A 23,253-nucleotide genomic window follows, 5' to 3' on the forward strand; every position below is an offset into this window, starting at 1 on the left:
CTGTTCCTCTCTTATTTCAAAATTTTTGCAAGTTTTAATACATGCGTGATGTTGCGATGGATTTCTTCAGAAGTCAATGCATCCACTCCTGGGCGGGCAATGATGATAAAATCACATGTTGGCTCGATCGACTCTTTCAATTGGTAGATCGACGTGCGGATTTTACGCTTGACCGCATTTCGAACAACCGCGTTGCCGATTTTTTTTCCGACAGAAATTCCTACGCGAAAATGCTTCTGTTCCGGCTTCTCCAAAACATAAACGACAAATCTTCTGTTCGCACAAGATTGCTTATGCTGAAAGACGGTTTGAAATTCTTTTTCTTTTTTTACTCTATAGGATTTTTTCATCTGCATCCCTTTGTTTCTTTCTTTTTTACTCACATACAATAATAGCATAGTTCCGTCATTTTTTTTCAAATTTCAAGGAAAATATCCAGAGATTTTGAATGTCATGACTCTAATTCAATATATTATCATTTATTCGCTTTTTTTTCACTTTATTTCTGATAACTATTGGGAAAAATGAGTGGGGTTTTATTGATTTGTACCTGTATTACTTTTTGATGTTCACATATTTTGATTCATTTTTATCGTGTAGCTGCTAACTATTTGGTGATTAACATCGCTAACAGCGTTTTAAGCATTTCTTTTGTTTTTCATTTTAGTTCTCACTTATAAAAAGTACTATTTGAGAAGATCGGAATGACCTAGAGCAGTTTGGAGTATGTTTGATCGTGATATTTTTTTATTTAGCTGCTATCGTTTATTGCTTGTTTTAGTGTTAAGTGTTTGGTGATTCTCTAGTAAGGACACTTCGCTCCCTTTGGTCGCCAAGTATTGTTCATCATCTGCTCTGGCAAAGCCAATCGCAGTCCTTCAATTCTTAGAGCTTTAGCTCTTAGAAATTGATGCGATCGAAACTACGTGGCGTGGGTTTGATCGTGATACTTTTTTGTTTAGTTTATAGCGTGTATTGCTTGTTTTAGTGTTAAGCGTTTGGTGATTCACTAGTAAGGACACTTCGCTCCCTTTGGTCGCCAAGTATTGTTCATCATCTGCTCTGGCAAAGCCAATCGCAGTGATTCACAACAAAAGAACCCTTTATTATTTTCACATAGACATTGTGAAGATAATAAAGGGTTCTTAAAGTTCGTTGGTTCGTTATTCAAAATCAACATATATTATGCTGAAATAACTTTTCTACCTTTACGACGTCTGCTCGCTAATACATTGCGACCATTTTTTGTGCTCATACGTTTACGGAAACCGTGAACTTTTTGACGTTTACGTTTGTTTGGTTGATATGTTCTTTTCATCTTGTTCCACCTCCTGAAATTGTAACTATCCATCAATACATAGACATACTTTGATAGTATACCTAGTATTAGGTCGTTTTGTCAATAAATTTTCAGGAATAATTTTCTCCTTTGTATTAATAAGTTATCCACAAAAAGTTATTTTGTCTGGATAGACTGTGGATAGTTTTTTTCTGTTGCTTGATTTATTTTTTGTTTCTACACCACTTTTACACAAAAAAACAGGGTGTTTAAAAGTTATGCACATTTTTATTTACGCTTGTGTATAACTTTGATAAAACGTTGATGTTACTGCTTTATTTTTACAGAAAATCTTGTGGATAAATAAAATAACAGCTAGAAATCCACTCTCTATTCTATATCTGTGGATAAACTTTTAGACATCTGTTGATTTTTTTTCCACAATTCACACTTTGCCTGTGGAAAAAGTTCGGAAAAAATGATAAAATTCTATTTGCTTATCTATTTGTATTTGTGCTGCTCTTTTATATAGAAAATAAGATATCCACTTATTTCATTTGATCAGCTCATCTTTGAGAAAAGATAGAGTAGACTGAAATCAATACTGGCCCAGTCTATTTTCAGTCACGGCTGAACACTTTTAAATTAAGGAGGTCGCTATATGCCCGATATGGAAAGTTTCTGGAAAGATCTTGAGAATACTTACCAATCTGTTTTATCTGCACCAAGTTTTGATGCTTGGATCAAAACAGCCCAACCGCTAAAGTTGGAAAATAATCAACTATGGTTGGAAGTTCCTTCTGCCGTTCATAGAGACTATTGGGAAAAAAACTTAGCTGCAAAAATCGTTGAAACTGGTTTTAAATTGACTGGTGCTGAAGTGATGCCTCATTTTGTTGTGACAGACGAAAAAGAAGCCATGATGATTCAAGAGGAGAAAAAAGACAGTCCAACTCCCGAAAAAATCTCTGAGCACAGTAAAAAGGCGTTGCTAAACCCTAAATATTCCTTCGATACCTTTGTTATCGGTAAAGGAAATCAAATGGCTCATGCAGCAGCTTTAGTTGTTGCAGAAGATCCTGGTTCCATTTACAATCCACTGTTTTTTTACGGCGGTGTTGGTTTAGGGAAAACTCACTTGATGCATGCGATCGGTCATCAAATGCTGCAAAACCGACCAGATGCCAAAGTAAAATACGTCAGCAGTGAAACGTTTACGAATGAGTTTATCAATTCGATCCAAACGAAAAATTCTGAGCAATTTAGAAAAGAATATCGGAATGTTGATTTATTGCTTGTAGATGATATTCAATTTTTAGCAGAAAAAGAAGCAACCTTGGAAGAATTTTTCCATACCTTCAATGATCTCTATAATGAGAATAAACAAATCGTCCTAACAAGTGATCGACCACCAAATGATATTCCAAAACTGCCTGAACGTTTAGTTTCTCGATTTGCCTGGGGCTTATCCGTTGATATCACTCCACCTGATTTGGAAACCCGAATTGCGATCCTTCGTAAAAAAGCAGATGCAGAACGATTAGAGATTCCTGATGACACCTTGAGTTACATTGCTGGTCAAATCGACTCTAATATCCGTGAACTCGAAGGGGCTTTAGTACGCGTGCAGGCCTATGCTACGATCAATGGAGAAGATATTTCTACAAGTTTAGCCGCTGATGCCTTGAAATCATTAAAATCGGTCGGCAGCCAAAATCATTTATCGATTCTTCAGATCCAAGAAGAGGTCGCAAAATATTATCATATTCAGTTAAAGGATTTAAAAGGCAAGAAACGGGTCAAATCGATCGTTGTTCCTAGACAAATCTCCATGTATCTTTCTAGAGAAATGACAGATAACTCTTTACCTAAAATCGGTGCTGAGTTCGGCGGAAAAGATCATACGACTGTCATTCATGCTCATGAAAAAATTCAGCAATTATTGGAAAAAGATCCCGCAATTCAAAAAGAAGTCGCTGAAATCAAAAATCTGCTCAATTCATAGATTGTGGATAAATAAGAGAAAACAGAAAAAGTTTTCCACAGGTTATACACAGGTGGAAAACTCTAATTCTATTCTGTTTTCTTAGTTTTCCACAGAATTAACAAGACCTACTACTTTTATTATTTATTTATATATAAATACAAAGATTCCTCAGTAGAGTTTATCTATTTTAAAATCAAAGAAAAAGGAGTTTAATCATTATGAAAGTAACTGTAAAGAGAAATACATTTTTACAAGAACTGCAAACCGTTCAAAGAGCCATTTCTTCTAAAACAACGATACCTATTTTAACAGGGGTAAAAATCGTTTTAACCGATGAAGGTCTTTCTTTAACTGGTAGTAATGCAGACATTTCAATTGAAAGTTTTCTAAGCCAAGAGGATGAAAAAGCTCAAATGACGATAGAGTCTACAGGCAGCATCGTTTTACAAGCTCGTTTCTTTGGTGAAATCATTCGTAAATTACCTGAGGATATGTTTACACTTGAAGTATTAGAAAATAATCAAGTTGCGATCACTTCCGGAAAAGCTGATTTCACGGTCAATGGTTTAGATGCTGAAAATTATCCACATCTTCCAGTTATCGACGCAAAAAATCAAATTCAATTACCTGTTCACCTATTGACAAAAATAATCAATGAAACAGGTTTTGCGGTATCACTACATGAAAGCCGTCCGATCTTAACTGGGGTACATTTTATTTTAGAAAATCAAAAATTATTAGCTGTTGCGACAGATTCCCATCGTTTAAGTCAACGTGTGATTCCGATCGAACAAGCTGCAGAAGATTTTAATATCGTTATCCCAGGAAAAAGCTTAACAGAGCTTTCTCGTTCATTCACAAATGAAGAAGAGATGGTTGAAATCAGCATCATGGAAAACCAAGTGCTGTTCAAAACACAAAATATGTACTTCTATTCTCGTTTGTTGGAAGGGAATTATCCTGATACCAATCGTCTGATCCCAACAAGCTTCAATACAGAAATCGATTTTTATGTACCAGAATTATTGTCTGCGATCGATCGTGCCTCTTTATTGTCACATGAAGGCCGTAACAATATCGTTCGTTTAGCGATTGCATCGGATTCCGTTGTTCTTTACGGAAATTCACCAGAAATCGGTAAAGTGGAAGAGCCATTGAATTATGAAAAAGTTTCAGGAGATCCTTTAGAAATTTCATTCAATCCGGATTACATGAAGGATGCTCTACGTGCATTTGGAGATATGAGCATTACCGTGAAATTTATTTCGGCGATTCGTCCATTTACATTGGAACCAACAGAAACTGATTTAGATTTCATTCAGCTGATTACACCTGTTCGTACGAATTAAGAACTAGATGGAAATATAAAAAAACTGCTACATGCGTTCAATGCATGTAGCAGTTTTTTGTATTTGTTTAATTAGTTATTGATTCTTTTGAGGTTTCTATTTCTTTAGGTGTCACATTCTTTTCAAATTTACTTAAATTTTCGAATTGTAAACTTGAATCGAAATTTCCTTCAAATGTATCAGGTGTAAGCCATCCAGAAAAATCCATAGATGTGTCATTATTTATATATCCATTTATGTAAGTTCCTCCTGTGGGAACTCTTTTTGAGTCTGTAAATGTTATTGAGTTGATAGCTTCATAATTATACTTTATGTATTCTTCAATCCGCTTTTTTTGCACATCCAATTTCATGTCATCATTTTTCTTCTTTTCTATGAATAGTCCACCAGTTAATAGGAGCATAACTAGTACAACGGAAATAAAAACCTTATTATTTTTCATGCTGACCTCGTGTTAGAATATTTATTTACAATACTTGTAATATAAAATTACTTAAAGATATGAGGAATAAAAAAGGCTCACTATTCTTCTCTCTCTATATTTTCTATACTTTTTTCTTTATCAAATTTAATTTTTTTGCCTAGACCGTCTAAATCATATGAAAATTGCCCTTGAAACACTTCTGGTGTTAACCATGCGGTAAAACTTAATTTCTTGTCATTGTTTACATAACCGTGTATGTAAGTTCCTCCCGTAGGAACTCTTTTTGAATCAGTGAATGTTATAATGTTGATATCTTCATAATTATATTTTATGTATTTTTCAATCCGCTTTTTTTGCACATCCATTTTCATGTCGTTATTTTTTTTCTTTTCCATGAATAAACCTCCTGTTAATATAATCGCAATTATTATAATCAAAATAATTATTTTCTTCTTTTTCATGCTAACCTCGTGTTATTATATTTTTACAATAACTATACAGGAGGTTTGTAAATGACACAACTAACAGACGAACAATATTTTTCTTTATCAGAGTCTATATATGACAATGATATGTTGTCACCTGGAAAAGCAATAAAAAGTAGTGATGGAGTATGGTGGGTTGTAATCAACTCCGTAAATCAATCTGAAAGTGATCTACAAGGAGTCGCAGTCGTTCCAAAATCTGAGTATGATAAAATGCAAGCTGGAAAAATTTCTAATTATCCCAATGTTACTTTTGTCTCAAGAGGAACTAGCTCTTTAAAAGATTGGGAACAAAATTTATCTACTTTAGGTGTGGGGTTTAAACCTTCTGAAATTAGAGAAGCTAGTAATAATTCTTTAGCTAATCGAGTGAGCAATCAATTTTTAGGCTACGAAGATTTTGTCAACGAGACGCTAAGTCAATTTAAACCTAAAAATTATGATTTTACAGGACATAGTTTAGGTGGTGCCTTAGCTCAATATATGGCTGTTTTAAAAAATAAAAATGCTGTGACTTATGCTGCAGCGAGAGCATATCGTATTTTACCTAAAGATTATCAAGTAAAGGTTGATGCGGGAGAATATGATAATCAAATCATTGATTATCGTCATTCATGGGACCCGGTTGGGTATATACCAAAAGGAAAACGAATCGGGAAATGCTTTTTAGTAGATAGTGAGTATTTGGATATGCTGATAGGCAGTCATATGCCGAATACATTCAAGAATATTTTTCGTAAAAATGGAGCAATCAATATTATGTTGTCTCCTGATTTCATGAGAGATACTGCAGGAATTCATGGTTTGATCAGTGAAGAATATCGCGATGCCAAACGAGCATTACTTGCTTATTTGGATTATGAAAATGATGAAATGGAACGTTTAAAAAGTGAAATTATCGGAAATGAAGAATTTTCTGAACTAGAAACACATGAAATAGAAGATGTTATACAGGAAATTTTTCCTCATGGCAGTGGAATGAATGTTTCTTTGGTGGACGACGGAACAGTTGAAGAAATTTGTCATCTGATCGATACTCTTTCGAATCAAATAGAAGAAAAAGCTAATCAATTGATGGCTTCCGCAAATATAGCAGAAAAAGCAGATGCTTATACTAAAGGAATGTTTGACAAAGTATTTACATAAGGGAGATTATATGGACAACTTATTACATTTAGGCAGTGAATCTTTTCGCACGACGATCACAAATTTACAACAAAAAATTACTTTTGAAGCTAGTATGAAAGAACCAAATCATGCTGTGATTTCTTTATACAAAATACAATTAGCTGACTATCAGAAAAAAGAGAAAAAAAGGCTACAGTTAATTGCTTTACAAGCAAAGTGTGTGGCTAAAAAAAATGAATTACAGCCTGATTTGGACAGGACGAAACAACAAACAAGTGAAAAAATAGTTGCTGGCTCATCCCATCTTGAAAAGATAACGGGAAGTGCAGGTAAAATGATTGAAGGCAATGGCGGAAAAGTTTATGCAGCTGAAATGAATCAGATCAGACAAAATACGTTACCTTTGCAGCCAACGATCGACAGTTTATAGTTTACATAATAAATATCCTCAAACCTGCACAATGAAAGTACTCTCAATTCAATGTGCAGGTTTTTGATTCGATTGATTTTCGCTCATTCTTTTCATAAAAATGTAACATCATTTGTAAAACTTTCATCCCTTTCAACTTTAAATATCTTCATAAAATGCATTTTAAGAGTTTTTCAATCCGAGGAATATTTTTTGTCGATTATATTCAAAATTGCTTAGAATGAAAATTAGACGGATAAATTTGTTTTATCGTTGAAAAAAGAGTATAATATTAGAGTGAAAGTGAAAATAAAAAAGAGGGATGCATGTTGAAAAAGACACTCGTTTTAGAAACTGATTACATGACACTGGGGCAGGTCTTAAAAGAAGTCGATGTGATAAGCAGCGGCGGTCAAGCAAAATGGTACCTAGCTGAGAACAGTGTGTTCGTTGATGGGGAATTAGAGAATCGCCGCGGTAGAAAGCTATATGCCGGTATGATGATCGAGATACCTGAAGAAGGTACTTTTTTTATGGTGAAAAAAGGCGAGGCAGCGGATGAGACTGAATGAAATCACAGTGCAGCATTATCGCAATTATGATGGGCTGACATTGGATTTCCCGAAAACATTGAATATTTTTTTAGGAGAGAACGCACAAGGAAAAACCAATCTCCTAGAAAGTATCTATGTACTGGCGATGACCCGCAGCCACCGAACCAGCAATGAAAAAGAGTTGATTCACTGGGATTCAGATTCCGCAAAAATCAGCGGTGTTATCGAAAAAAAGACCGGCACAGTTCCATTGGAGATCATTATTTCGACCAAAGGGCGCAAAACCAAGGTCAATCATATTGAACAAAAGCGGTTGAGCTCTTACATAGGTCAGCTGAATGTGATCTTATTTGCGCCGGAAGATTTATCTCTGGTCAAAGGCTCACCGCAACTGCGCCGTAAATTCATCGATATGGAATTAGGGCAGGTCAATCCGATTTATTTATATGATCTTGTCCAGTACCAATCTGTTTTAAAGCAACGGAATCAGTATTTAAAACAATTAGCTGAGAAAAAACAGTCAGATCTGGTTTATTTAGATATCTTAACTGAACAGCTGGCAGAATTTGGCGGAAAAGTCTTGTTTGCTCGTTTAGAGTTCATCAAGAAGTTAGAACACTGGGCGAATTTACTGCATAAGAAAATCAGCCATGAAAAAGAAAATCTGTCGATCGAGTATTTTTCAAGTATTCCATTAGATAAAGAAAATTTTTCACTAGAAGAACTGCAAAAACAATTACTGCAAAGCGTAAATGAAAGCCGTAAACGAGAATTGTTCAAAGCTAATACGTTTTTAGGTCCTCATCGTGATGATCTGATTTTTAATGTCAACGGTCAAAACGTCCAGACTTACGGATCACAAGGACAACAAAGAACGACTGCGTTAAGCGTGAAGCTTGCAGAAATTGATTTAATGTATTCAGAAACAGGAGAATATCCTGTTCTGTTATTGGATGACGTCATGAGTGAATTGGACAATGAACGGCAATTACACCTACTAGAAACGATTGAAGGAAAGGTCCAGACATTTTTAACCACTACAAGTTTGGATCATTTAAACAATAAATTAACTGTTGAGCCGGATATATTTTATGTTCATCAGGGAGAGATAGAGAGGGAAGCATCTATATGACAGAAGAAGAAAAAAATATGAAAGAACGCGCCCAGGAATATGATGCCAGTCAGATTCAGGTATTAGAAGGTCTTGAAGCGGTTCGTAAGCGTCCAGGTATGTATATTGGATCGACAAGTTCAGAAGGATTACACCACTTAGTTTGGGAGATCGTGGATAATTCGATCGATGAGGCACTAGCCGGATTTGCGACAAGTATTCAAGTGATCATTGAACAAGATGACAGTATCACAGTCGTTGATGATGGTCGGGGAATCCCAGTTGATATCCAAGCAAAAACAGGACGTCCAGCAGTTGAGACGGTCTTTACTGTGCTTCATGCCGGAGGTAAATTCGGCGGCGGCGGATATAAAGTATCCGGCGGACTGCATGGGGTTGGTTCCTCCGTTGTTAATGCACTTTCGACAACTCTGGATGTAAAAGTCTATAAAGATGGAAAAGTTCATTATCAAGAGTTTCATCGCGGAGCAGTTGTCGATGACTTGAAAGTGATCGAAGAAACAGATCGCCACGGTACAACTGTCCATTTTGTACCAGATCCTGAAATTTTTACAGAAACAACAACATTTAATTTTGATAAATTAGCGACACGTGTCAGAGAATTGGCTTTCTTGAATCGCGGTTTAAAAATCTCGATCGAAGATAAACGAGAAGAAACACCTGTTTTGAAAGAGTATCATTATGAAGGCGGGATCAAGAGCTACGTTGAGCATTTGAATGCCAACAAGGATGTTCTATTTCCTGAACCGATTTTTATTGAAGGCGAGCAACAGGATATTACTGTAGAAGTTTCTATGCAGTATACAGATGGTTATCATTCAAATATCTTGAGCTTTGCGAACAATATCCATACGTATGAAGGCGGAACGCATGAGTCTGGTTTTAAAACGTCCTTGACCCGTGTGATCAATGATTACGCCCGCAAACAGAAAATCATGAAAGAAAACGATGAAAACCTAACAGGGGAAGATGTTCGTGAAGGCTTGACTGCCGTTATTTCGATCAAACATCCGGAACCTCAGTTTGAAGGGCAAACAAAAACAAAACTGGGAAATTCTGAAGTACGTACAGTTACTGATCGTTTGTTCTCTGAGTATTTCACAAAGTTCTTGATGGAAAACCCTACAGTCGGTAAACAAATCGTTGAAAAAGGCCTATTAGCATCAAAAGCACGTTTGGCAGCTAAAAGAGCTCGTGAAGTCACTCGTCGTAAGGGAGCGCTTGAAATCAGCAATCTGCCTGGTAAATTAGCAGATTGTTCAAGTAAAGATCCTGAAAAATGCGAAATTTTCATCGTCGAAGGAGATTCAGCCGGCGGTTCTGCTAAACAAGGACGTAGCCGTGAATTCCAAGCGATCTTACCGATTCGTGGGAAAATCCTGAATGTTGAAAAAGCCAGCATGGATAAAATTTTAGCCAATGAAGAAATTCGTTCATTATTTACAGCGATGGGGACAGGATTTGGTGCTGACTTTGATGTATCAAAAGCTCGTTACCATAAATTAGTCATCATGACCGATGCCGATGTCGATGGCGCTCATATTCGTACGTTGCTGTTGACCTTATTCTACCGCTTCATGCGTCCTGTCGTGGAAGCAGGCTATGTGTATATTGCGCAACCGCCATTATATGGGGTAAAACAAGGGAAAAATATTACCTACGTTCAACCTGGTAAACATGCAGAAGAAGAGCTTGCAAGAGTTTTAGAATCATTACCAGCGAGTCCAAAACCAAGTGTTCAGCGTTACAAAGGTCTTGGAGAAATGGATGATCACCAGTTATGGGAAACAACGATGGATCCTGAAAGACGTTTAATGTCACGTGTCAGTGTTGATGATGCGATCGAAGCCGATCAAATTTTTGAAATGCTGATGGGAGACCGAGTAGAGCCACGCCGTGCGTTTATCGAAGAAAACGCCCATTACGTGAAAAACTTAGATATTTAGTGATAAGAAGGAGATAAGTTCATGAGTGAAGAAGTGAAAGAAAACATTCAAGACGTCAATCTGACCAGTGAAATGAAAGAATCCTTCATTGATTATGCGATGAGTGTTATCGTCGCTCGGGCATTGCCGGATGTACGTGACGGGTTGAAACCTGTTCACCGCCGTATTTTATATGGGATGAATGAGTTAGGGGTCACACCTGATAAACCACATAAAAAATCTGCCCGTGTTGTTGGGGATGTAATGGGTAAGTATCACCCGCATGGTGACTCATCGATTTATGAAGCGATGGTTCGTATGGCTCAGCCGTTTAGTTACCGCAGTATGCTAGTCGATGGACACGGAAACTTTGGTTCTGTCGATGGTGATGGTGCCGCTGCGATGCGTTATACCGAAGCTAGAATGAGTAAAATCGCGTTGGAAATGCTGCGTGATATCAATAAAGATACCGTTGATTTCCACGGAAACTATGATGATTCTGAACAAGAGCCGGATGTATTGCCAGCGCGTTTCCCTAACCTTTTGGTCAACGGAACGACTGGGATCGCTGTTGGGATGGCGACAAATATTCCACCGCATAATTTGGCAGAAGTCATTGAAGCAACTAGTCTATTGATGGATAATCCAGATGTTACGACCAATGAATTGATGGAAGTGTTGCCTGGACCTGATTTTCCAACTGGTGGTTTAGTTATGGGTAAATCCGGTATTCGCCGAGCCTATGAAACAGGTCGTGGATCGATCACTGTGCGGGCAAAAGTGGATATTACAGAGATGCCTAATGGAAAAGAACGTATTTTGGTATCAGAATTGCCTTATATGGTCAATAAAGCCAAATTGATCGAACGAATTTCAGAGCTGCACCGTGAAAAGAGAATCGAAGGAATCACAGACTTACGTGATGAATCTTCTCGTGAAGGGATGCGGATCGTGATCGATGTCCGTCGTGACGTCAGTGCCTCTGTTATTTTAAACAACCTTTACAAGATGACGTCATTACAAACATCATTTGGTTTTAATATGTTGGCGATTGAAAAAGGTGTGCCAAAAATCCTCAGCTTAAAACAAATTCTTGAGAATTATGTAGAGCATCAAAAAGAAGTAATTACTCGCCGTACTGAATTTGATAAGAAAAAAGCAGAAGCACGTGCACATATCTTAGAAGGTTTACGTATTGCCTTAGATCATATCGATGAAATCATTTCGATCATCCGAAATTCTAGAGCAGATGATGAAGCAAAAGCATCATTGATCGAGCGTTTTGAATTTTCTGATCGTCAGGCTCAAGCAATTTTAGACATGCGTTTACGTAGTTTAACTGGCTTGCAGCGTGATAAAGTTGAAAATGAATATCAAGAGTTACTGAAATTTATCGCTGATATGAATGATATTTTAGCTCGTCCAGAACGTGTTATCGAAATCATCAAAACTGAATTAGGCGATATCCGTGATAAATATGGGGATGCTCGTCGTACTGAACTTTTAGTTGGTGAAGTCTTGAGTTTAGAAGATGAAGACTTGATCGAAGAAGAAGAGGTCGTGATCACATTAACCAATAACGGCTATATCAAGCGTGTAGCAAACAGTGAATTCAGAGCACAACGCCGAGGAGGTCGTGGTGTTCAGGGAATGGGTGTCCATGATGATGATTTTGTGAAAAATCTAGTGTCATGTTCAACACACGATACGTTATTATTCTTCACGAATAATGGGAAAGTTTACCGTGCGAAAGGCTATGAAATTCCTGAATACGGTAGAACAGCCAAAGGGATCCCTGTGATCAATATGCTAGGCATTGACTCTAGTGAGAAGATCCAAGCGATCATCGCAGTCGAAGGCAAAGCGGAAGACGGACATTATCTGTTCTTTACTACACGTAAAGGAACAGTTAAGCGTACAGCTGTAACAGCCTTTTCGAATATCAGAAGTAATGGTCTGATTGCGATCGGTTTGAAAGAAGATGATGAGTTAGTCAATGTTGTTTTAACTAACGGAGAACAAAACATGATCATCGGTACGCATAATGGTTATTCTGTTACTTTTGCTGAAACTGCCGTCCGAGATATGGGACGTACAGCATCAGGTGTTCGCGGTATTCGTCTGAGAGAAGATGATTACGTTGTAGGAGCCTCTTTATTGGACGCTGACACGGAAGTTCTTGTGTTGACGGAAAATGGTTACGGTAAGCGGACAAAAGCCTCTGAGTACCCTGTAAAAGGCCGTGGCGGTAAAGGGATCAAGACAGCTAATATCACAGCCAAAAATGGACCATTAGCTGGACTTACAACTGTTCGCGGAGATGAAGATATTCTAGTGATCACTAATAAAGGTGTCATCATTCGATTCAATGTCGACTCCGTCTCACAAACTGGTAGAGCAACTCTTGGTGTTCGCTTGATGAGAATGGAAGAAGATGCGAAAGTTGTCACAATGGCAGTGGTTGAACCTGAGCCGGATGAAATTGTGGAAGAAGTTGAAAATACTGAAACAACAGCAGCTGAGACTGAAACAACTGAAGCTGATACACCTACAGAAGAATAAAAAAACTGAATAAATTAAATAAAAAAACACAACTATTTTCTCTAAAAGAGAAGGTCGTTGTGTTTTTTTATTATTAGTTATTATTTCTAAAAAAACTAAATTATATTTCTTTTGTTTTAGTTAAAAGTGTGTTTATAATAAAAAAGAAGAATAAGTGTGAGGTGAAGAGATGATTCAAGAAAAATTACTATTAACTAAAACTTTTTCAAAGCAATTAAATATAGGCACTGCCTTGTCAAACTTCATCGAAAATATACTTGAAATATTTGGCGGTAAAACAGCTGTACTTGAACGCAGACCAATTACCTTTTCTGAATATTTTTATGTAGAGTTGATCACTTTTACCAATGGATTTCAAGTAAGAACAAGTTTAAAAAGAAATCCGACATCCTTTGAGATCGAAGCGAAAGCTTATTCTGAACCGAATCATGCCTACTTATCCAATTTAACGATAGAAGAGCTCAGCATGATGCGTTCTTTGGTAAAAAAAGAAAGAGAACAAATTATAGAGCAAAAATATTCTGACGTAGACCAAGGCGAATTAGCGGTTCTTTCTTCCTTGTTTATGAAATTGAAGATCATTACTGGAGAAATCATATAAAAAAGACGCTGAAATAAGCGTCTTTTTACTATTTAGATATCCGTTTCATTAACGTACAGCGTCCTACACTAACCAGCTCTTCCGATTCATTAAAAACTTTTCCTTCCCAAACTTGCAAAGAGCCACCAATATGATTAGGTTGAGCGATAACAGTCAATATTCCTTCTGTCACACTTTTCAGATGATTGACTTGGAGGTCGACACCGACTGCATAGGCATTTTCAGTAGAGAATTGTTCATTTGCCCCCATACTACAAGCTGTTTCGATCAATACAGCATTGATTCCGCCGTGAACAATGCCGTAGGGTTGTTTATGAAAAGAGGCTACGTTCATTGTTAAGATTACTCTTTTTTTCGTCAGCTCTTTCGTCTGTATTTGCAGATGCTCTAATAAATTCATGTATTTCCGTCCTTTCTAAAAAACTAGTGATCAATTACGAATGGATCGTTTCGAGAAAAGCAATTGCTGACGTTACTATTACGTTGTGATAGTCTAGAGAATCAAAATAAAAGATCCGTTCTTTAGGATACTCACCACTATCAAATTATTTTTGTAAGCCTGGGACACAAAGAATAGCCTCTGCATTCTGAGAAATTTGTGTGATATCTGCGATGGTTTCGTCAAGAACGACTGTCCATGGAGCAGCTCTTTTTTGTAACTCCTTATTTAATTCTTTGACCAATTTATTCTGCTTAAACATTCCTAAAATATTTCCATTAGGAAGTTTATTTCTCCCAAACATAGGCGTACTTTGATAAACAACAACTGCTTTGTACAAATAATCACTCCTATTTCTATTTTCTTGAAGCTATTTCTATCAATGATAACGGAGTTTTGGATGAACGACAAGAACAAGGAGGTTCATATGAATTGTTGTATGCAAGATTGACTAAATAAAGTTAAGAAATTATGTGTATTTTTTAGTATAATCTGATTGTGTAGTTTATAGCGAATAATAAGAGAAGAGGAATAGGATATGGGATGTTTAGGAAATATTATCTGGTTTATTTTTGGTGGATTCATTGGTGGAGTGACGTGGCTTTTAGCTGGAATTCTTTGGTGTATCACGATCGTGGGGATACCGATAGGCTTACAATGCTTCAAATTAGCAGGCTTAAGCTTTTGGCCATTTGGGAAAGACGTTGTCTACAGCACAAGTAGTGTATCGTTTTTAGTAAATATCTTGTGGTTGATTTTCAGTGGTTTTTGGCTAGCTGTCGGACATTGTATTAGTGGGATCATTTTATGTGTGACGATTATTGGAATTCCATTTGGGATGCAGTCATTCAAGTTAGCGAAGCTAGCATTGATGCCGTTTGGTGCTCAGGTAGTTGCAATAAGATAAATCATAAATAAGAATCAGAATTCAAAAAAGAATGGAAACCAATAAAAGGTTTTCATTCTTTTCTAGTACATTTACATAGAGCTGATTTATCTTATGTTGAACCGTCTAGCATTCTAAAATCTATATATTTGTGTATAATAGAAGCATTGAAAACTTATCTAGCTGCACAAGCTAGCCTTTCGAGGAAAAGATAAAAATAAATCATGGTAAAAATACCATATTTTATTTTTCCTATTTCCTTGTCAAGGCTAACCGGCTTGTTCCGCTTTTATTGTTATCTAGCTGCACAGGCTAGCTCTTCGGAAAAAAGATAAAACCTGAATGAGACAAAAATCGTCTCAGTCATGTTTTCCTATTTTTCAGTCAGAGCTGGAAGAGCCTGTTCCGCTTTTGCTGAGAAACACAACGAAAGTTGATGTTGAACAGTACAAGACTTTTACAAGAAAGTGTTGATCATTTGTATATCTAGCTGCACAAGCCAGCCTTTCGAGGAAAAGATAAAAATAAATCATGGTAAAAAATACCATATTTTATTTTTCCTATTTCCTTGTCAAGGCTAACCGGTTTGTTCCGCTTTTATTGTTATCTAGCTGCACAGGCTAGCTCTTCGGAAAAAAGATAAAACCTGAATGAGACAAAAATCGTCTCAGTCATGTTTTTCTATTTTTCAGTCAGAGCTGAAAGAGCCTGTTCCGCTTTTAAAATTATAAGGAGGTTTCCTCATGAGAAACTGGACACCAATCAAGGAATACGATGAAATTTTATTTGAACAAGAAGGTAAAGTGGCGAAGATCACGATCAATCGTCCTCATGTACACAATGCATTTACTCCAAAAACAGTGATGGAAATGATCGATGCATTCAATATCAGTCGAGATAGACAAGATATTGGTGTGATTATTTTGACAGGAGCTGGAGATAAAGCTTTTTGCTCTGGCGGAGACCAAAAAGTTCGTGGACATGGCGGTTATGTCGGTGAAGACAGTGTGCCGCGTTTGAATGTGTTAGATTTACAGCGTTTGATTCGTGTGATCCCTAAACCCGTTATTGCAATGGTCAAAGGATATTCTATCGGTGGAGGTAATGTCCTACAGTTGGTTTGTGATTTGACGATTGCTGCAGATAATGCAAAATTTGGTCAAACAGGTCCGAATGTCGGCAGTTTTGACGGCGGTTATGGTTCTGGTTATTTAGCACGTGTGATCGGTCATAAAAAGGCGAAAGAAGTTTGGTTCTTATGTAAACAATATTCTGCTGAAGAAGCGTTAGATATGGGCTGGATCAATACAATTGCTCCATTGGACCAAGTAGAAGATGTTACGATGGATTGGGCGCATGAAATGTTGAAGAAAAGTCCATTGGCACTGCGCATGATCAAAGCCTCTTTGAATGCAGACACAGATGGTCTTGCGGGTATCCAGCAATTAGCTGGTGATGCGACATTACTTTACTATACAATGGACGAAGCAAAAGAAGGACGTGATTCCTTCAAAGAAAAACGTGATCCTGATTTCGATCAATTTCCTAAGTTTCCATAAAGGGTGAGAAAAATGAGTAGTTGGCTTCAAAAACAAGTAAATGAACGACCGGATCATCCTGCTTTTTACTGGCAGGATGAAGTATGGTCATTTTTTGAAGTAGCAGAAGAAGTTCAAAAATGGGTAGCTGAATACTCTGCAAGTATTCAGCAATCAGAGAAACGTATTGCACTTTTTAGCCGAAATTCAAAAGAGATGTATTTTTCGATCCTAGCATTATGGGAATTAGGTAAAGAGATCGTTTTTTTGAATACGCATTTAAGCCTTCAAGAACTTCAATATCAATTGACAGATGCTAAAGTAAAAATAGTGGTTACAGCAACTGAATACTTATCGGTAGTTGCAGACTTGAACCAAGTGAACATCCTTGAAATGAAACGCGGGAAAGTTTCGGTTCTTAATCAAAAACAAATGGAACTAAATTATCAGCTCGAAATGCCAGCTTCGATCATGTATACATCTGGTACAACAGGGAAACCTAAAGGGGTTGTTCAGCGTTTTAGCAACCATCTTGCCAGTGCTTTAGGCACACAAGAAAATATGGGGATTACCGCAGCTGATTGTTGGCTTTGTCCAGTACCACTATTTCATATTAGCGGACTATCGATCGTGATTCGTCAATTGGTTCTGGGTTGCAGCTTTCGCTTATATAGTAAATTTGATGCTAAAAGTATAACCAAAGATTTAACTGAAGGTCGAGGAACAGTGATTTCCGTTGTGGCTGTCATGCTGAGAGAGCTACTGGAGTATTACCCTAAAGCGGGATACAGTAAAGAATTTAAAGCAATGCTTTTGGGTGGCGGACCTATTGCTCCAGCTGCATTAGAGCAATGCGAACGAAACAAAATTCCTGTGATCCAATCTTATGGGATGACTGAAACATGTTCTCAAGTAGTTGCATTAAGCTTCGAGGATGCCTCTAAAAAGATCGGTTCGGCAGGAAAGCCTTTAAAAGGTATGCAAATCAAAATTATAGTTGAAAATGGAAAAAAAGCACCAGCGAATAACGTTGGTGAAATCCTTTTAAAAGGAAAAAATGTGATTCAAAATTATTTGAACGGCGAGCAGTGGCAAACAGAAAAATGGACGGCAGACGGTTGGTTTAAAACAGGAGATATGGGGTATTTGGATAATGAAGGGTACCTTTATTTAGTGAGTCGTTTAAGTGAACTGATCATTTCTGGCGGAGAGAATATTTATCCTACAGAAATTGAACATGTCCTGCAAGAATTTCCAGGCGTGAAAGAAGTTGCTGTGATCGGTGAGTCAGATCAAAAATGGGGCGCTGTTCCAGTTGCTTATATCGTTGGTGATCCAACGATTACGATTGAAAAAATCAATGAATTTGCGAAGCAGCACTTAGCGAAATATAAATGTCCAAAACGACTCTATCTATGTAATTGTTTGCCTAGAACTGCGAGTGGAAAACTTGCGAAACATCGTTTAACAACAGAAGAAAGGGAGGCTTTTTTAAGCAAATGAGCATTCCTAATGAATTAAAAGAAGCATATATGAACGGCTATCGTCAATTTAGCTGGATCAAAAAAATAAATGAACATACAGAATCTTTGCGTACTTATTTTGAGAAGGGACAAAAATATTTCAAAGGTACTAGATTCTATTGGCAAACGCCCGAACAAGAACTGATACTTGTAGGATTTGGGAAAGAGCAAGTATTAGTAGAGGATCAGGCTTCTTTTAATAATGTCGATGCTTTTCTATTAAAAGAACATGACTTGGTTTATCAAAATGAAACGATTAGCGGGACAGGTGCAATGTTAGTTGGCGGCTTTGCATTTGACCATCACTCGATAGAACAAAATGAGTGGGGTGAGATGGATCGGGGATTGTTTTATTTACCAACATTCCTGTTTTCTCAAAAAAATGAACAAAGATATTTGACGATTAATTTTAGTGCTGAAAGTCTAGCAGAATTAGAGTATAAATGGCATGCTCTAAATGAGCAGATAGAAGAGATAATGCAGGAACAAGTGAAAACAAACACAACTTTTCAGGAAATTATTGCCGAAGAAGTAGCTGTTTCTGAATGGATGCAATTAGTCGACCAAACAGTGGAACAATTAAAACAATCTGGACCTTTAGAAAAGGTTGTTTTAGCTAGACGAATGAAAGTAAAAACCAATGACTCTTTTCAAGCAGAATATATTTTGAGAAATCTGCAAGAACAGCAGACGAATACTTATTTCTTTGTGCTGGAATCAGCTGATCAACTCTTTATTGGTGCTACTCCGGAACGATTGCTGAAGGCAACTGACACAACTTTTTCGACAGCAAGCATCGCTGGTTCTGTTTCACGTGGAACAACGGCCGCTGAAGATGAAGAATTAGGCAATTATTTACTGAACGATATGAAAAATCGACAAGAACATAAAATTGTTGTTGATCGAATTACTAGAGAAGTAGAGCAGATGACAGGTGTTTCGATTTTACCTCAGGCGCCTAAGCTATTAAAAAATCGAGACATTCAGCATCTACATCTACCAATTGAGGGAAAACGACAAAAACAGTATCGTTTTTTAAAAGGAGTAAAACAACTTCATCCAACACCAGCATTAGGTGGGGAACCAAAAGAATTGGCTTTAGAATGGTTAAGGCAGCATGAAAAGTTGGATAGAGGTCTATATGGTGCACCGATCGGCTGGGTTGCGATCAAGGAAGATATTGGTGAATTTGCCGTTGGTATACGTTCGGCAGTTTTTTCGGGGGATACCGGCTATTTATATGCTGGCTGTGGGATCGTAAAGGATTCACAAGCAGAGCAGGAAAGAGAAGAAACCAAAATCAAATTTCAACCAATGTTAAGAGGAATAGGAGGGAAGATCAATGACAAATCAAATTGATATGACAAGATATTTACACTCCTTTGTCGAAGGAATGATTAGTAGTGGCGTCAGTCAGGCAGTGATTAGTCCCGGATCTAGATCCACTCCTCTAGCTTTATTGCTGCATCGACAAGAAAAGATAGAGACGTTTGTTGAAGTCGATGAGCGTTCTGCAGCTTTTTTTGCACTTGGATTAAGTAAAGCAAGTAATAAACCAGTTGCCTTGTTATGTACTTCAGGAACAGCAGCTGCAAATTATTATCCAGCAATCTGTGAAGCGAAAGCGAGTCACGTTCCATTGATCATTTTAACGACGGATCGCCCACATGAATTACGACAAGTAGGTGCACCGCAATCTATGGATCAGCTTCAATTATTCCAAAATCATGTGAAATCATTTGTAGAAATGGCGATTCCGGAAGGAACAAAAGAAATGCTGGACTACGCTTATTGGCAAGGAATGCGCTCGACAGATACAGCTTCCCAAACGCCTAAAGGTCCCGTACATTTAAACTTTCCTTTAAGAGAGCCTTTACTCCCTGATTTGTCATACTCATTAAAAACGAAACGGCAAACAGAAATCATTGCAGGAAAGCCGCAGCTGACAGAAGAACAATTGATTCAGTGCGTCAATGCTTGGCAAGGTAAAAAAGGTGTTCTAGTTGTTGGGGGAAGCCATACACCTAAAGAAGCACGTCTATTTGTCGAATTAGCAGAGGTATTAAACTGGCCTATCATTAGTGATCCGCTGACGAATATTACCTCTTGTGGTCTTGACAGCTCACTGATCATGAGTTATGCGGATTTATTTATTCAAGAAGTAACTATGATTTATCGACCAGAAGTCGTTGTTCGTTTTGGCATGCTGCCGATTTCAAAAAATACGATGTTTTGGCTTCGATCACTTGAGAAAACAGAGACGATCATCTATTTTGTAGATGAGACTGGTGAATGGCAGGATCAATTAAAGCAAACACAAGTTGCGATTCAAGTTCAAGAACAGCCATTTCTTCAAGCAGTTAAAGAAAATATCACAGTAAAAGCATCAGGATCATGGACTGCTCAATGGATTCAATGGCAAAAAATAACTGAACAGGTATTAGAAGAATTAGCTGAAATGAACCAACTCAACGAAACTTCTGCGAGCCTTTTAGTTCATAAACAAATGATGGCTGACGGTCAATTATTCGTTTCAAACAGTAATGCTATTCGTTTTATCGATCGATTTGCTACTGTAGAAAATACTAGCTATCATTTATTTGGGAATCGCGGAATCAATGGAATCGATGGAATCGTTTCGACAGCTTTAGGCATGTGCGCGACGAATCCAGATCGCCAAAATATTTTGCTGATAGGTGATCTGGCCCTGTACCATGATATGAATGGATTATTATTAGCCCAAAGATATCAGTTACCTTTAACGATCATATTGTTGAATAATAACGGTGGCGGTATTTTTTCTTTCCTTTCTCAAAGAGAACTGGAGAAAGAGGATTTTGAACCGATTTTTGGCACACCAATTGATTTAGATTTTTCCCTTGTTGCAAAGTTATATGGTGCTGAATATACAAAAGCTGAAACTTTAGAACAGCTGGATTTATTATTAGAGCAGACAAAAACAGAGCCGAAATTTCAACTAATCGAAATCATTGGGGATCGTGAAGAGAATGTTCGTTTACAGGAACAAGTAATGAACGAGTTAAAGGAAAAATTGGAGCAAGACAGATGAATATAGAAATTAATGGTGTAGATTACTATTATGAATGGTTATCTTATAAAAAAGGGTGTCCCACTTTAGTCTGTCTGCATGGCTTTACAGGTAGTGGGCAAACCTTTGCACCAGTCTTTCAGGGAAAATCTAATCTTAATATTTTAGTGATCGATTTAATCGGACATGGTCGATCCTCTAGTCATGTGCATCCTTACCGTTATCAGTTAGACTCGTTGTGTCAGGATTTAGCTTTACTAACTGAAAAGCTGGGTATTTCAGTGTTTTCATTATTAGGCTATTCTATGGGGGCTAGAGCAGCTTTAGGGTTCTATCATCTATTTCCTCATAAAGTTCAGCAACTGATCTTAGAGAGTGGTTCTCCGGGCTTAAAAAGTCGATCAAAACGAACAAGACGTCAATTATCGGATGAGCATTTAGCTTCATGGACATTAGTTTCTCCAATCAAAGATTTTGTGATGAAGTGGGAAGCACTGCCTCTTTTTGACACACAAAGACGTTTACCTAATCGGTTACAGGTTGCAGTTCGTGAGGAACGATTAGCACAACAACCATTTGGTTTAGCGTGTAGTTTGTGGTTTATGGGAACAGGCATACAAAAAAGCTATTGGGCAGAATTAGTCGATATAAACATTCCTGTGCTATTGATTGTCGGAGAATTAGATCATAAATTTCGGCGGATTGCTGAGGAAATGAAACATATACAGCCAATGTTCATCATTGAAACGGTCGAACACGCGGGACATTGTGTTCACTTAGAAAAACCGCGTCAATTTGAAGAAATCGTTTATGGATTTTTAAAAGGAGGAGCTGCAGATGAAGATTAAACGTATCGATCGTTATCGCATTCGTCTCCCGTTACGTATTCCTTTTGAAACAAGTTATGGCCGACTAACAGAAAAAGCTTTTGATATTATACAGATCACTGATGAATTAGGTAATCAGGGAATCGGGGAGCTCGTGCCATTTGAACAACCAGATTATATTGAAGAAACGATTGCAACAGCACGTATCATTATAGAAAAGCACTTGATTCCTTTGTTGATTGATCAAGAAATCAAGGATCCAAGAGAGATTTCTTTGCTATTTCAAGAAGTAAAAGGCAATCAAATGGCAAAATCCAGTATAGAAACTGCTGTTTGGGATTTATATGCCAAACGGAATAAAAAAAGTCTCCAAACGTATTTTTCTGCAACAAGAACACAAATTCCTGTCGGCGTTAGTGTAGGCATTCAACCTGATATATCTGAATTATTAAAGCAAATTACAGCTTATGTGGATCAAGGATATCAAAGAGTTAAGTTGAAAATACGTCCTGGCTATGACTTGAAACCAATTGCTTCGATTCGAGAAAAGTTTCCTGATTTACCACTAATGGTTGATGCTAATTCTGCGTATACTATCGATGATCTTTCTCATTTGAAAAGGCTGGACGCCTATAATTTGGTGATGCTGGAGCAACCTTTTGCTGCTGATGATTTTTTAGATCATGCACAATTACAAAAAATAATGAAGACAAAAATCTGTTTAGATGAAAATATTCGATCGATCAAAGATTGTGAATTAGCCTTTGCTCTAGGTAGTTGTCGAAGTATCAACCTGAAAATCCCTAGAGTAGGTGGAATCACTGAAGCATTGAAAATCGTAGATTTTTGTGAAAAGCATGACTTGCTTGTGTGGTTAGGCGGTATGTTTGAATCGGGTGTAGGTAGAGCATTGAATCTGCAATTTGCTTCACAAAGCATATTTACTTTCCCAGGAGATATTTCAGCTTCTGATCGGTACTATTATGAAGATATTATATCAAAGCCTTTTGTTCTCAATAATGGTAAGATTTCAGTGCCAACAGGATTGGGAATTGGCGTATCGTTATCACCTGAGCATCTTTCAAAGTTTGGGAAATATGAAACTATCTATTTAGAATAAAAGAATCACAGACAAGAAAAATAAAATGTCTGTGAT

At 37.3% G+C, this 23,253-nt stretch carries 22 protein-coding genes; 16 read left to right on the top strand and 6 right to left on the bottom strand.

Annotated elements, in window-relative coordinates:
• Nucleotides 1-11 precede the first annotated feature (11 nt).
• Nucleotides 12-350 carry a ribonuclease P protein component gene (gene rnpA, locus CC204_RS12380; protein WP_088271718.1) on the bottom strand — a complete coding sequence of 113 codons (339 nt, stop codon included), beginning with the start codon at nucleotides 348-350 and terminating at the stop codon, nucleotides 12-14.
• Nucleotides 351-1,183: 833 nt separating this feature from the next.
• A complete protein-coding gene (gene rpmH, locus CC204_RS12385; protein WP_010762140.1) occupies nucleotides 1,184-1,318 on the bottom strand; it encodes a 50S ribosomal protein L34 in 135 nt (44 codons plus the stop codon).
• A gap of 622 nt (nucleotides 1,319-1,940) precedes the next feature.
• Here rpmH and dnaA point away from each other — a divergent pair.
• On the top strand, nucleotides 1,941-3,284 hold the full coding sequence (gene dnaA, locus CC204_RS12390; RefSeq protein ID WP_088270448.1) for a chromosomal replication initiator protein DnaA: 1,344 nt from the start codon (nucleotides 1,941-1,943) through the stop codon (nucleotides 3,282-3,284).
• 200 nt (nucleotides 3,285-3,484) lie between these two features.
• On the top strand, nucleotides 3,485-4,615 hold the full coding sequence (gene dnaN / locus CC204_RS12395; protein WP_088270449.1) for a DNA polymerase III subunit beta: 1,131 nt from the start codon (nucleotides 3,485-3,487) through the stop codon (nucleotides 4,613-4,615).
• A 67-nt stretch (nucleotides 4,616-4,682) separates the two neighbouring features.
• Here dnaN and CC204_RS12400 read toward each other — a convergent pair whose 3' ends face one another.
• Nucleotides 4,683-5,057, bottom strand: coding sequence for a DUF1433 domain-containing protein (locus tag CC204_RS12400; protein ID WP_088270450.1), 375 nt, complete (start codon nucleotides 5,055-5,057; stop codon nucleotides 4,683-4,685).
• 80 nt (nucleotides 5,058-5,137) lie between these two features.
• Complete coding sequence (locus tag CC204_RS12405; protein WP_157894282.1) at nucleotides 5,138-5,434, bottom strand: DUF1433 domain-containing protein; 297 nt, start codon at nucleotides 5,432-5,434, stop codon at nucleotides 5,138-5,140.
• 117 nt (nucleotides 5,435-5,551) lie between these two features.
• On the opposite strand from CC204_RS12405, the gene CC204_RS12410 reads away from it, so the two are divergent.
• From CC204_RS12410 to CC204_RS12440, 7 genes are all read left to right on the top strand, one after another.
• Entirely contained in the window at nucleotides 5,552-6,670 is a 1,119-nt protein-coding gene (locus CC204_RS12410) for a Tle-like phospholipase domain-containing protein (protein WP_088270452.1), read from the top strand.
• 10 nt (nucleotides 6,671-6,680) lie between these two features.
• Nucleotides 6,681-7,082, top strand: coding sequence for a hypothetical protein (locus CC204_RS12415; RefSeq protein ID WP_088270453.1), 402 nt, complete (start codon nucleotides 6,681-6,683; stop codon nucleotides 7,080-7,082).
• 308 nt (nucleotides 7,083-7,390) lie between these two features.
• Nucleotides 7,391-7,633: a S4 domain-containing protein YaaA gene (yaaA, locus tag CC204_RS12420; RefSeq protein ID WP_087642050.1), complete on the top strand. Its 243-nt coding sequence runs from the start codon at nucleotides 7,391-7,393 to the stop codon at nucleotides 7,631-7,633.
• Nucleotides 7,620-8,747, top strand: a complete 1,128-nt coding sequence (gene recF / locus CC204_RS12425; RefSeq protein ID WP_088270454.1) for a DNA replication/repair protein RecF — start codon at nucleotides 7,620-7,622, stop codon at nucleotides 8,745-8,747. The genes yaaA and recF overlap by 14 nt, the downstream gene beginning before the upstream one ends.
• Nucleotides 8,744-10,693: a DNA topoisomerase (ATP-hydrolyzing) subunit B gene (gene gyrB / locus CC204_RS12430; RefSeq protein WP_088270455.1), complete on the top strand. Its 1,950-nt coding sequence runs from the start codon at nucleotides 8,744-8,746 to the stop codon at nucleotides 10,691-10,693. Before recF ends, gyrB begins: the two co-directional genes overlap by 4 nt.
• A 21-nt stretch (nucleotides 10,694-10,714) precedes the next feature.
• Nucleotides 10,715-13,234, top strand: coding sequence for a DNA gyrase subunit A (gene gyrA / locus CC204_RS12435; protein ID WP_088270456.1), 2,520 nt, complete (start codon nucleotides 10,715-10,717; stop codon nucleotides 13,232-13,234).
• A gap of 169 nt (nucleotides 13,235-13,403) precedes the next feature.
• Nucleotides 13,404-13,835 carry a hypothetical protein gene (locus tag CC204_RS12440; RefSeq protein ID WP_088270457.1) on the top strand — a complete coding sequence of 144 codons (432 nt, stop codon included), beginning with the start codon at nucleotides 13,404-13,406 and terminating at the stop codon, nucleotides 13,833-13,835.
• 28 nt (nucleotides 13,836-13,863) lie between these two features.
• On the opposite strand, the gene CC204_RS12445 is transcribed toward CC204_RS12440, so the two are convergent.
• Together CC204_RS12445 and CC204_RS12450 are read right to left on the bottom strand one after the other, a co-directional pair.
• Nucleotides 13,864-14,235, bottom strand: a complete 372-nt coding sequence (locus CC204_RS12445) for a PaaI family thioesterase (RefSeq protein WP_088270458.1) — start codon at nucleotides 14,233-14,235, stop codon at nucleotides 13,864-13,866.
• A gap of 145 nt (nucleotides 14,236-14,380) precedes the next feature.
• A complete protein-coding gene (locus CC204_RS12450) occupies nucleotides 14,381-14,614 on the bottom strand; it encodes a hypothetical protein (protein WP_227011151.1) in 234 nt (77 codons plus the stop codon).
• A gap of 198 nt (nucleotides 14,615-14,812) precedes the next feature.
• Here CC204_RS12450 and CC204_RS12455 point away from each other — a divergent pair, with 198 nt between their 5' ends.
• From CC204_RS12455 to menC, 7 genes are all read left to right on the top strand, one after another.
• Nucleotides 14,813-15,181, top strand: a complete 369-nt coding sequence (locus CC204_RS12455) for a YccF domain-containing protein (protein ID WP_088270459.1) — start codon at nucleotides 14,813-14,815, stop codon at nucleotides 15,179-15,181.
• A 722-nt stretch (nucleotides 15,182-15,903) separates the two neighbouring features.
• Complete coding sequence (gene menB, locus CC204_RS12460; protein WP_087641636.1) at nucleotides 15,904-16,719, top strand: 1,4-dihydroxy-2-naphthoyl-CoA synthase; 816 nt, start codon at nucleotides 15,904-15,906, stop codon at nucleotides 16,717-16,719.
• Between the two features lie 12 nt (nucleotides 16,720-16,731).
• A complete protein-coding gene (locus CC204_RS12465) occupies nucleotides 16,732-18,201 on the top strand; it encodes an o-succinylbenzoate--CoA ligase (protein WP_088270460.1) in 1,470 nt (489 codons plus the stop codon).
• Nucleotides 18,198-19,580, top strand: a complete 1,383-nt coding sequence (locus CC204_RS12470) for an isochorismate synthase (RefSeq protein WP_088270461.1) — start codon at nucleotides 18,198-18,200, stop codon at nucleotides 19,578-19,580. Before CC204_RS12465 ends, CC204_RS12470 begins: the two co-directional genes overlap by 4 nt.
• Nucleotides 19,564-21,291 carry a 2-succinyl-5-enolpyruvyl-6-hydroxy-3-cyclohexene-1-carboxylic-acid synthase gene (menD, locus tag CC204_RS12475; RefSeq protein WP_088270462.1) on the top strand — a complete coding sequence of 576 codons (1,728 nt, stop codon included), beginning with the start codon at nucleotides 19,564-19,566 and terminating at the stop codon, nucleotides 21,289-21,291. The genes CC204_RS12470 and menD overlap by 17 nt, the downstream gene beginning before the upstream one ends.
• A complete protein-coding gene (menH, locus tag CC204_RS12480) occupies nucleotides 21,288-22,118 on the top strand; it encodes a 2-succinyl-6-hydroxy-2,4-cyclohexadiene-1-carboxylate synthase (RefSeq protein ID WP_088270463.1) in 831 nt (276 codons plus the stop codon). Before menD ends, menH begins: the two co-directional genes overlap by 4 nt.
• Complete coding sequence (gene menC / locus CC204_RS12485; RefSeq protein ID WP_088270464.1) at nucleotides 22,108-23,217, top strand: o-succinylbenzoate synthase; 1,110 nt, start codon at nucleotides 22,108-22,110, stop codon at nucleotides 23,215-23,217. Before menH ends, menC begins: the two co-directional genes overlap by 11 nt.
• Nucleotides 23,218-23,253: the final 36 nt, after the last annotated feature.

Source organism: Enterococcus wangshanyuanii, assembly GCF_002197645.1.
Taxonomy (GTDB): domain Bacteria; phylum Bacillota; class Bacilli; order Lactobacillales; family Enterococcaceae; genus Enterococcus_L; species Enterococcus_L wangshanyuanii.

Coding starts and splice junctions, on each gene's coding strand:
- rnpA (WP_088271718.1), bottom strand. CDS start 350: ATGAAAAAATCCTATAGAGTAAAAAAAGAAAAAGAATTTCAAACCGTC.
- rpmH (WP_010762140.1), bottom strand. CDS start 1,318: ATGAAAAGAACATATCAACCAAACAAACGTAAACGTCAAAAAGTTCAC.
- dnaA (WP_088270448.1), top strand. CDS start 1,941: ATGCCCGATATGGAAAGTTTCTGGAAAGATCTTGAGAATACTTACCAA.
- dnaN (WP_088270449.1), top strand. CDS start 3,485: ATGAAAGTAACTGTAAAGAGAAATACATTTTTACAAGAACTGCAAACC.
- CC204_RS12400 (WP_088270450.1), bottom strand. CDS start 5,057: ATGAAAAATAATAAGGTTTTTATTTCCGTTGTACTAGTTATGCTCCTA.
- CC204_RS12405 (WP_157894282.1), bottom strand. CDS start 5,434: ATGGAAAAGAAAAAAAATAACGACATGAAAATGGATGTGCAAAAAAAG.
- CC204_RS12410 (WP_088270452.1), top strand. CDS start 5,552: ATGACACAACTAACAGACGAACAATATTTTTCTTTATCAGAGTCTATA.
- CC204_RS12415 (WP_088270453.1), top strand. CDS start 6,681: ATGGACAACTTATTACATTTAGGCAGTGAATCTTTTCGCACGACGATC.
- recF (WP_088270454.1), top strand. CDS start 7,620: ATGAGACTGAATGAAATCACAGTGCAGCATTATCGCAATTATGATGGG.
- gyrB (WP_088270455.1), top strand. CDS start 8,744: ATGACAGAAGAAGAAAAAAATATGAAAGAACGCGCCCAGGAATATGAT.
- gyrA (WP_088270456.1), top strand. CDS start 10,715: ATGAGTGAAGAAGTGAAAGAAAACATTCAAGACGTCAATCTGACCAGT.
- CC204_RS12440 (WP_088270457.1), top strand. CDS start 13,404: ATGATTCAAGAAAAATTACTATTAACTAAAACTTTTTCAAAGCAATTA.
- CC204_RS12445 (WP_088270458.1), bottom strand. CDS start 14,235: ATGAATTTATTAGAGCATCTGCAAATACAGACGAAAGAGCTGACGAAA.
- CC204_RS12455 (WP_088270459.1), top strand. CDS start 14,813: ATGGGATGTTTAGGAAATATTATCTGGTTTATTTTTGGTGGATTCATT.
- menB (WP_087641636.1), top strand. CDS start 15,904: ATGAGAAACTGGACACCAATCAAGGAATACGATGAAATTTTATTTGAA.
- CC204_RS12465 (WP_088270460.1), top strand. CDS start 16,732: ATGAGTAGTTGGCTTCAAAAACAAGTAAATGAACGACCGGATCATCCT.
- CC204_RS12470 (WP_088270461.1), top strand. CDS start 18,198: ATGAGCATTCCTAATGAATTAAAAGAAGCATATATGAACGGCTATCGT.
- menD (WP_088270462.1), top strand. CDS start 19,564: ATGACAAATCAAATTGATATGACAAGATATTTACACTCCTTTGTCGAA.
- menH (WP_088270463.1), top strand. CDS start 21,288: ATGAATATAGAAATTAATGGTGTAGATTACTATTATGAATGGTTATCT.
- menC (WP_088270464.1), top strand. CDS start 22,108: ATGAAGATTAAACGTATCGATCGTTATCGCATTCGTCTCCCGTTACGT.